Genomic DNA, 7,310 nt, shown 5'->3' with positions numbered 1-7,310 from the left:
AGATGCCAATGGTAAGACGGAAGCGGAGCCGGCTGAGGTTCTGAAGATGCGGTTGCCGGCGTGGGAACGGGAGCGGAAAGCTGGGTCATAGAGGATCCCTCTAGCCTACTGCTACTAGATAATCGCTAGATAATTATATGAGAATATGAGTGGCTAAAGAAGATGCCGGGCATCCCGACAAACCCTCTGACCCTTAGGGAATGGGGTAGAGGTCTGGGGCTGGGCTGTCCTAGCCTGGATAATACAGGTCCCTCACCTGTCCGGCAATGGTGAACGACGCTCCCCAACAGCGGCTGTTTCTCGCCCTCCTACCCCCGGCAGACTTGCAGGAGCAAGTGACCGCCATCAAACAACAGTTTGCCGAGCAATTTGCCAGCCGCGCAGCCCTGCGCTCGCCCCCTCACATTACCCTGGTGCCTCCTTTCGAGTGGCCCACTGCCGAGCTGCCAGCCCTGACGGGATCCCTGGGAGAGTTTGCCAAGGAGCAGGCTCCGGTTGCCGTTGAGCTCCGCGGCTTCGGTGCCTTCGCGCCACGGGTTATCTATATCCACGTCGAGCCCTCCCCTGAGCTGCAACAGCTCCAGGCCAAGACACAGCGCCACGTGAATCTGCTGCTTAAGCCAGAGCCAGCCCCTACCCCAGCTCGTCCCTTTGTCCCCCACATGACTGTGGCCTTTCGGGATCTCAGCCCGGCCCAGTTTCGCACCGCCTGGCCACAGTTCAAAACTCGCCCTTTCCAGGGATCCTTTCTCGCCTCCGCTCTCACCCTCCTCAGCCATGACGGCAAGCGCTGGCAAGTTTTTGCCGAATTCTCCCTCTCCGCCTCTGAGGGATTGAGACAGGAAACAACAGCCTACTCAACCCAGTGAGCAGCCATGTATTCAGCCAGATCCAGCACCCGCTGCGAGTAGCCCCACTCGTTGTCGTACCAGGCCATCACCTTCACCAGATCCCCGTCCAGCACACTGGTCATCTCCGCATCCACAATCGCCGAGCAGTCGTGGCCGCGATAGTCGATGGAGACCAAGGGGATATCGGAGTAGGCAATGATCCCTTTCATCGTGGTCTCTGAAGCTTCCTTGAGAGCCGCGTTCACCTCTTCGGCAATCACACGCCGCTCTGTTTGCACCACCAAGTCCACCAGCGACACATTGGGCGTGGGAACCCGTACTGCCACCCCGTTCAGCTTGCCCTTCAGTTCGGGGATCACCAGCGCTACTGCCTTGGCCGCCCCGGTGGTAGTGGGCACCATGCTCAGCGCCGCCGCCCGCGCCCGTCGCAGATCGCGGTGGCCACCATCCAAAATCCGCTGGTCGCCGGTGTAGCTGTGGGTGGTGGTCATCGTAGCCCGCAGGACGCCGAACTTGTCCAGCAGCACTTTGAGGAGGGGGGTAAGGCAGTTGGTGGTGCAACTGGCGTTGCTGACAATGTTGTGCCGCACCGGGTCATAGGTGTGTTGGTTAACGCCATACACAAAGGTAGGGATGTCGCCTCCCTTGGCCGGAGCCGTGATCACCACCTTCTTGGCTCCCGCCTCTATGTGTTTAGAGGCACCCTGGTAGTCTACAAAAACACCTGTGGCCTCAATAACAAGATCCACTTTCCACTCTTTCCAGGGCAGGTTGCTGGGGTTGCGATCGGAAACGGCGTGGATATGCTTGCCGTTAACCAGCAGGCCACCCTCGGCGGCCTCTACTTCCGCCCCTTGCAGCGGCCCGAGGATGGAGTCGTACTTGAGCAGATGGGCAGCCGTGCGAGCGTCTGAGGTGTCGTTGATGGCAACAATATCCAAGTTGGACTGGGAGCGCCCCAGCCAACAACGCAAAAAGTTGCGACCGATGCGACCGAATCCGTTGATGGCTACCCTGACCACTGCTCTTAACCTCGCTGCTTGAAATGCTTCGGGAGCTGCTGCTTAGCACATAATACCGCAAGCCCTGGCTATTCTGAAGATAAAATTTGGGATCCCACCGCTTGATTTTTGGCTTCTTTGTAGGAGCGCCAGAACCTTGATTCTAGGGATCCCAGCCTGCCGGCAGGGGTTCTTTTTCCTCAAGCAGGATAGCGCTGCTGCAGCAGGGCCATAGCCGAGGCGACATTTTCCGCCCCCCGTTGTTCCAGGAGATCTGCGAACATGCTGTCGAGCCAAAAGAGGCGCTCGCCGATGATCTGGGTCCAGGCGCGGTAAAGCTTCACCTGGACTTCCAGGGGCAATAGGAGCAGCCCTTCGCTGGAGAGGCGCAGGGTTTGCACCTCGGTTAGGCTCACTGCGGTAAAGGAGCGCCGCCGCCCCGTCAGCAAGGAAAGTTCTCCAAACACGCGCCCAGCATGCAGTGTTGCCAGCCAGTAATCGCCGGGATAGCGCATGTACTGGCGCCGCAGCTCCACGATCCCGCTGAGAACTACGTACAGGTCGCTGCTGGGATCCCCTTCTTGGAAGATTACCTGGCCGGGAGAAAAGCGACTGGGCAGTAGGGCAGCCGTCAATGCCTTCCACTCAGCATCTGCCAAGGACTGAAAGAGCAAGTGGTCGCGAACACGCTCAAACGGATAACGGGTGCTGCTCATCGGGCAAGCGGCTGGAAGTGCTTGGGGCCAGCTCTGTTTCATCCTACCGCCGCTGACATCGTATCGGGAGAGAGCCACCCCAGAGGTTGGGGGACAACCCAAACGACTCGATTGACGGTTCAAGCCAGGCTATTCTTCCAGAACGTAGGAAATGGCGTTTTTGTTGACGCAGATAAAGTCGGCATGGGCGACGCGGTGTCCGTTGATGAACATTTCCGAGTCGGTTAAGGGGACAAACGTGCGCTCGTCGTTGAGCAGGCTGGAAACCCGTCGCTCGAACTTCGTCCCTTCTAGGAATACCTCGCCGCGAATATCGGTGCCATCCAGGGTGCGAATACGGATGCGCCGTCGCTCCTCTCCTACTGTCTGGGCAGTTTCATAGGCTCCACGTCGGGCCGCTTTTTTGATCGATCGACCAGCAGTGCTCATAGCCTCCTGCAAATCATCCAACTGTTCGTCGCTCATCTGCCCACCCTGGAATTTGGAACCGGCACCGGAAAGGTCGCAACATACTCCCTAGCGAGTTAAGCGTAACACACAGAGGGATAGCTTGGTAGCCCCGTACTTTAGTGCGGGGCGGAAAAGCCCGTAAGCAACTTTAGTTGCTCATCAATGGTATGGTTGTCACCGAGACGTGCCGTTCCCAGGCGAGCCCCTAAAACGGTGAAAAACCCGACCGGTGGCAAGCGTCCGGGAGATACTAACGTCTCAGCCAACCTGCAAGGACTCCGTCCTGCTTATGCGATCAGAATGCGATCAGAAAAGTAAGCAGAACCTTGGGGCTTTGCCTCAAGGTTCTGTCTAGAGGTGTCTTGACAGCGCCTTTACGAGTTCATTTTTGAACTGCGTAAGAATCCCCTGCCTTTAGGCGGTGGGAGTGTCAAACTTGCCCATTCTTAACTTATTGATGAGGGCCAGGGAAAGGGGATGGGATCCCTGGCCTGTAAGAGGCAAATCTAAGGTCAGCGCCCCCGAAAAAGCCGAAGAAGTTCGGCAGTTACCCCAAAGAGCGGCAAAGATGCGGTAAAGGAAGGTGAGTCGCTCATAGGGATCCCAATCGATGCAGCCTGGTTCGATTGTCCGCTGCCGCGAGCGCGAGTGGGTGGTGCTCCCCGCTGATTCCGAAGAAGGGGTAGTGCTGCGGCCCCTTACTGGCAGGCCAGAGGACGCGATTTGCCTTCACCGACAACTGATGAACCTCATAGGCGGCACCTTGCCCTTTGAGCGCATCGAGCCGGCCTTCTTCCCGCTGCCCCGCGCCGACCAAGTTGCCGATGCTGCAGCCGCCCATCTCCTCTGGCAGGCAGCGCGCCTTATCTTGCGCGAGGGCGCCACTCCCTTCCGCTCGCTGGGCCGCATCTCCATCCGGCCACGAACCTACCAGTTTGTGCCGTTGCTCATGGCGCTGCGCCTTGATCCGGTGCGGCTATTTATTGCCGATGATGTGGGAGTGGGCAAGACCATTGAAGCGCTGCTGATAGCCAGAGAACTTCTGGATCGCGGCGAGATCCGCCGCTTTTGTGTCCTCTGCCCGCCTTACTTGTGCGAGCAGTGGGCCAGGGAGCTGGCGGAAAAGTTTAACCTCGAGCCGGTAGTTATCCGGTCGGGGACGGTAGGGCAACTGGAGCGGCAAACCCCGCCGGGACAAAATCTCTACGAATACTTCCCGGTGCAGGTGGCCAGCATTGATTTTGTTAAAACGGAGCGCAACCGCCCTCAATTTCTGCAGTTTTGTCCTGAGCTGATCATTGCCGACGAAGTGCACGGGGCGGCAGCGGCCAGTTCCGGCAGAGCTCAGCAGGAGCGGCATGCTCTTTTGAGAGCTATTGCCCAAGCGCCCAACCGCCACCTAATCCTGCTGACGGCTACTCCCCACAGCGGCATCCCAGAGGCCTTCCGGTCGTTGCTGGGGCTGCTGCGGCCGGAGTTCGAGGAGTGGGACCTTCAGGATCTCAAGGAGAACCAGCGCATCGAGCTGGCCCGTCACTTTGTCCAGCGCACACGGCGGGACATCAAGGAGACCTGGCAAGAAACCGCCTGCTTCCCAACCCGGGAAGCTGAAGATGAGACCTATGACCTTTCACGCTGCTACCGCGAGCTGTTTGAGCGCACCTATGCCTTCTGCTCGGAGCTGGTGCGCACCGGCCAGCAGATGGAGCAGCGGCGGCGGCGCGTACGCTACTGGGGGGCGCTGGCTCTTTTGCGCTGTGTCATGTCCAGTCCGGCAGCGGCTCTGGCGGCGCTGGCCAATCGCAGCGCAGGCTCTCGGGAAGAAGAGGCTGAGGAGAGCTTTAGCCGCTGGGTGTTCGAGTCGGGACAAGAGCGTACTGACGACGAATTACCGCTGCCAGCTCTTGAAGCTGCAGAGCAAACTCTGCCCGACAGCGACCGCCGCCGGTTGCGGGAGCTTGCCCGTCTGGCCCACCAACTTCACGGCGTAGACCAAGACACCAAGCTGGCGCGGGCCATCGAGCTGGTGAAGCGGCTCCTCGCCGAGGGCTTTCACCCCATTCTCTGGTGCCGCTATGTGGCCACAGCAGGGTATCTTGCCGACCACCTTCGGCAGCACCTGGGATCCGCAACTCAGGTAGCCTGCGTAACCGGCCGCATGGGCGACGAGGAACGGGAGGCCAAGATTGCGGAAATTGCCGTTGACCAGCCACGGGTGCTGGTGGCCACCGACTGCCTCTCGGAAGGGATCAACCTGCAGGAAAAGTTTACAGCCGTCATCCACTACGACCTGCCCTGGAACCCCAACCGGCTGGAACAGCGGGAGGGGCGGGTGGATCGCTATGGCCAACGGGCCGAACGGGTCAAGGTCGTCCGCTTTTTCGGGCGGGATAACCCTGTGGACGGTGCGGTGCTGCAGGTGCTGCTGGACAAGGCGCGGGAAATCCGCCGCACCCTTGGCACCCACGTGCCTGTGCCCGAAGCGAGTGAAAGCGTTACCCAGGCGGTGCTGGAGGCCCTTTTTCTGCGCCAGGGATCCGGCTCAGGGGAGCGCCAGTTGGCGCTGGATCTGGGGATGGCAGAGGTGAGCCAGTTTCACGCCCAGTGGGATCGCTCTGCTGAGCAGGAGCGGCGCAACCGCACCCGTTTTGCCCAGCGATCCCTCAAGCCGGAAGAAGTGCAGCGGGAACTGGAGGCCACAGACGCTGTGCTGGGGGATCCGCAGGCCGTGCAGCAATTTTTTCTAACTGCTGCCCAGCGCCTAGGCCTGGCTGTGATCCCTGACCGGCAGTCTGGAGTCTTCCGGGTCAACCTCAGCCAGGAGGGCACGGCAACCCTGCCGGAGGCCATTCGTTCAGTCCTGCCCCAGCCCAAGGGTGGACAGTGGCGGATTAGCTTCATCTCCCCCACGCCGGAAGGAGCGGAATACGTTGGCCGCAACCACCGCCTCATCGCTGCCCTGGCCCACTTTTTGTTAGAGAAGGCCTTAGATAAGCCTGAAGAGGCCGTCGTCTCCCGCTGCGGGGTCATTCGGACACGGGCTGTGGCTGCGCTCACCACCCTCTTGTTGCTGCGGGTGCGCTACCTAGTGGAGCAGCCGCTGGCTCAGCCTCTGCTAGCGGAGGAGGTGCTGGTGCTGGGAGGGGTTGGCCTAGAAAGAGGCGAAGCCCGCTGGCTGGAAAGTAGGGCAGCGCTCCAGCTTTTGGCCGCAGCCAAGCCAGATGCCAACCTGCCGCTTGTAGAAAAGCAGGAGTTGGTGCAGCAGGTGCTAGACAGCCTCAGCCCCTGGCCGCCGACTGCAGAAAACTGGGGTCTAGAACACCCCCTTCAGCAAGGGATCCGGGAGGCCATTTTCCAGCGAGCTGGCGAGCTGGCTGAGGCCCACAAGCGCATCCGACAGGCCATCTCCCAGCGCGTGCGCGGGCTGGAGGTTAAGCCGCAGTTTCCCCCCGATCTGCTGGGAATTCTTGTCCTACAACCTCTGCTGTCCAGATGAGCCAATTTCCTGCTGTACGCCTTGAAGGGGGCCTCTTGGGGCCGGACATTCTGGAGCAGCTTTTGGCTGGCGAGCTGTCAGGCCAGAAGCCGAAAGACTTTGGGCTAGAAGACAAGCGCAGCCTGACGGAAGAAATTGCCAGCGTCTTTGCCGAGGCCCGCACCCAGTGGGAAGTTTTCCGCCGCCGGCTGGCCCGTCTGCCGGAAGGGGATCCGGCCACGTCGGTTACCCGCGATGCCTGGGTTATTCCCTTTCTTAGCTTTCTGGGCTACGAGCTGCGCTACAACCCACGGGCCCATGAGCTGGACGGTGCTACCTTTGCCATTTCGCACCGCGCCGGCGAAGCAGAGGATGCCCCGCCGGTGCACATTGTGGGGGTACGCCAGGAGCTGGGGCGGCTGGCTTCCACCGGCAGGCCGCGTCTAGCCCCTCACTCACTGCTGCAGGAGTATCTCAACCGCAGCGAGCACCTCTGGGGCATCGTCACCAACGGGCTGACCCTCCGTCTATTGCGGGACAGCACCTTTGTGCGCCGGCAGGCCTATGTGGAGTTTGACCTGCAGCAGATCCTAGAGGAGCAGCGCTTTAACGACTTTGCCATCCTGTTTCGCCTGCTGCACCGCAGCCGTTTGCCCCAAAAGGCAGAGCAGGCGCGGGAGTGTTGGCTGGAGAAGTACTACCAGCAGGCTCTGGAACAGGGGGGGCGAGTCCGCGAGCGGCTGCGGGATGGGGTGGAAGAGTGCCTCAAGGGCCTGGCCAAGGGTTTTCTTGCCCATCCCAAAAACTCCCACCTGCG

General features: G+C 60.4%; 5 protein-coding genes and 1 pseudogene. 3 read left to right on the top strand and 3 right to left on the bottom strand.

All coding sequences use genetic code 11. The features are described from left to right. Positions 1 to 266 precede the first annotated feature (266 nt). Complete coding sequence (locus NW857_RS07475) at positions 267 to 869, top strand: 2'-5' RNA ligase family protein (RefSeq protein ID WP_414368512.1); 603 nt, start codon at positions 267 to 269, stop codon at positions 867 to 869. On the opposite strand, the gene gap is transcribed toward NW857_RS07475, so the two are convergent. From gap to NW857_RS07460, 3 genes are all read right to left on the bottom strand, one after another. After that, complete coding sequence (gap, locus tag NW857_RS07470) at positions 854 to 1,873, bottom strand: type I glyceraldehyde-3-phosphate dehydrogenase (protein ID WP_414336712.1); 1,020 nt, start codon at positions 1,871 to 1,873, stop codon at positions 854 to 856. The two genes, NW857_RS07475 and gap, sit on opposite strands and share 16 nt — an antisense overlap. Before the next feature lie 179 nt (positions 1,874 to 2,052). After that, a complete protein-coding gene (locus NW857_RS07465) occupies positions 2,053 to 2,568 on the bottom strand; it encodes a Crp/Fnr family transcriptional regulator (protein WP_414334241.1) in 516 nt (171 codons plus the stop codon). A gap of 129 nt (positions 2,569 to 2,697) precedes the next feature. Then, positions 2,698 to 3,033, bottom strand: a complete 336-nt coding sequence (locus NW857_RS07460) for a hypothetical protein (protein WP_414336710.1) — start codon at positions 3,031 to 3,033, stop codon at positions 2,698 to 2,700. Between the two features lie 595 nt (positions 3,034 to 3,628). Between NW857_RS07460 and NW857_RS07455 the strand changes: the two genes are divergently transcribed. After that, positions 3,629 to 6,514 (top strand): helicase-related protein, encoded by a 2,886-nt coding sequence (locus NW857_RS07455; RefSeq protein WP_414368511.1) that lies wholly within the window; start codon positions 3,629 to 3,631, stop codon positions 6,512 to 6,514. Continuing rightward, positions 6,511 to 7,310: pseudogene (locus tag NW857_RS07450) on the top strand (hypothetical protein); the annotation flags it as partial. The gene NW857_RS07455 and the pseudogene NW857_RS07450, both read left to right, overlap by 4 nt.

Origin of the sequence: Synechococcus sp. H55.9 (genome assembly GCF_047462355.1) — a bacterium.
Lineage (GTDB): Bacteria > Cyanobacteriota > Cyanobacteriia > Thermostichales > Thermostichaceae > Thermostichus.
The sequence above is the reverse complement of the archived record's forward strand: the minus strand, read 5'-3'. Positions and strand labels throughout refer to the sequence as shown.

Excerpts from the sequence above, each read along its gene's own strand:
- NW857_RS07475 (WP_414368512.1), top strand. The coding sequence starts at position 267 with ATGGTGAACGACGCTCCCCAACAGCGGCTGTTTCTCGCCCTCCTACCC.
- NW857_RS07465 (WP_414334241.1), bottom strand. The coding sequence starts at position 2,568 with ATGAGCAGCACCCGTTATCCGTTTGAGCGTGTTCGCGACCACTTGCTC.
- NW857_RS07460 (WP_414336710.1), bottom strand. The coding sequence starts at position 3,033 with ATGAGCGACGAACAGTTGGATGATTTGCAGGAGGCTATGAGCACTGCT.
- NW857_RS07455 (WP_414368511.1), top strand. The coding sequence starts at position 3,629 with ATGCAGCCTGGTTCGATTGTCCGCTGCCGCGAGCGCGAGTGGGTGGTG.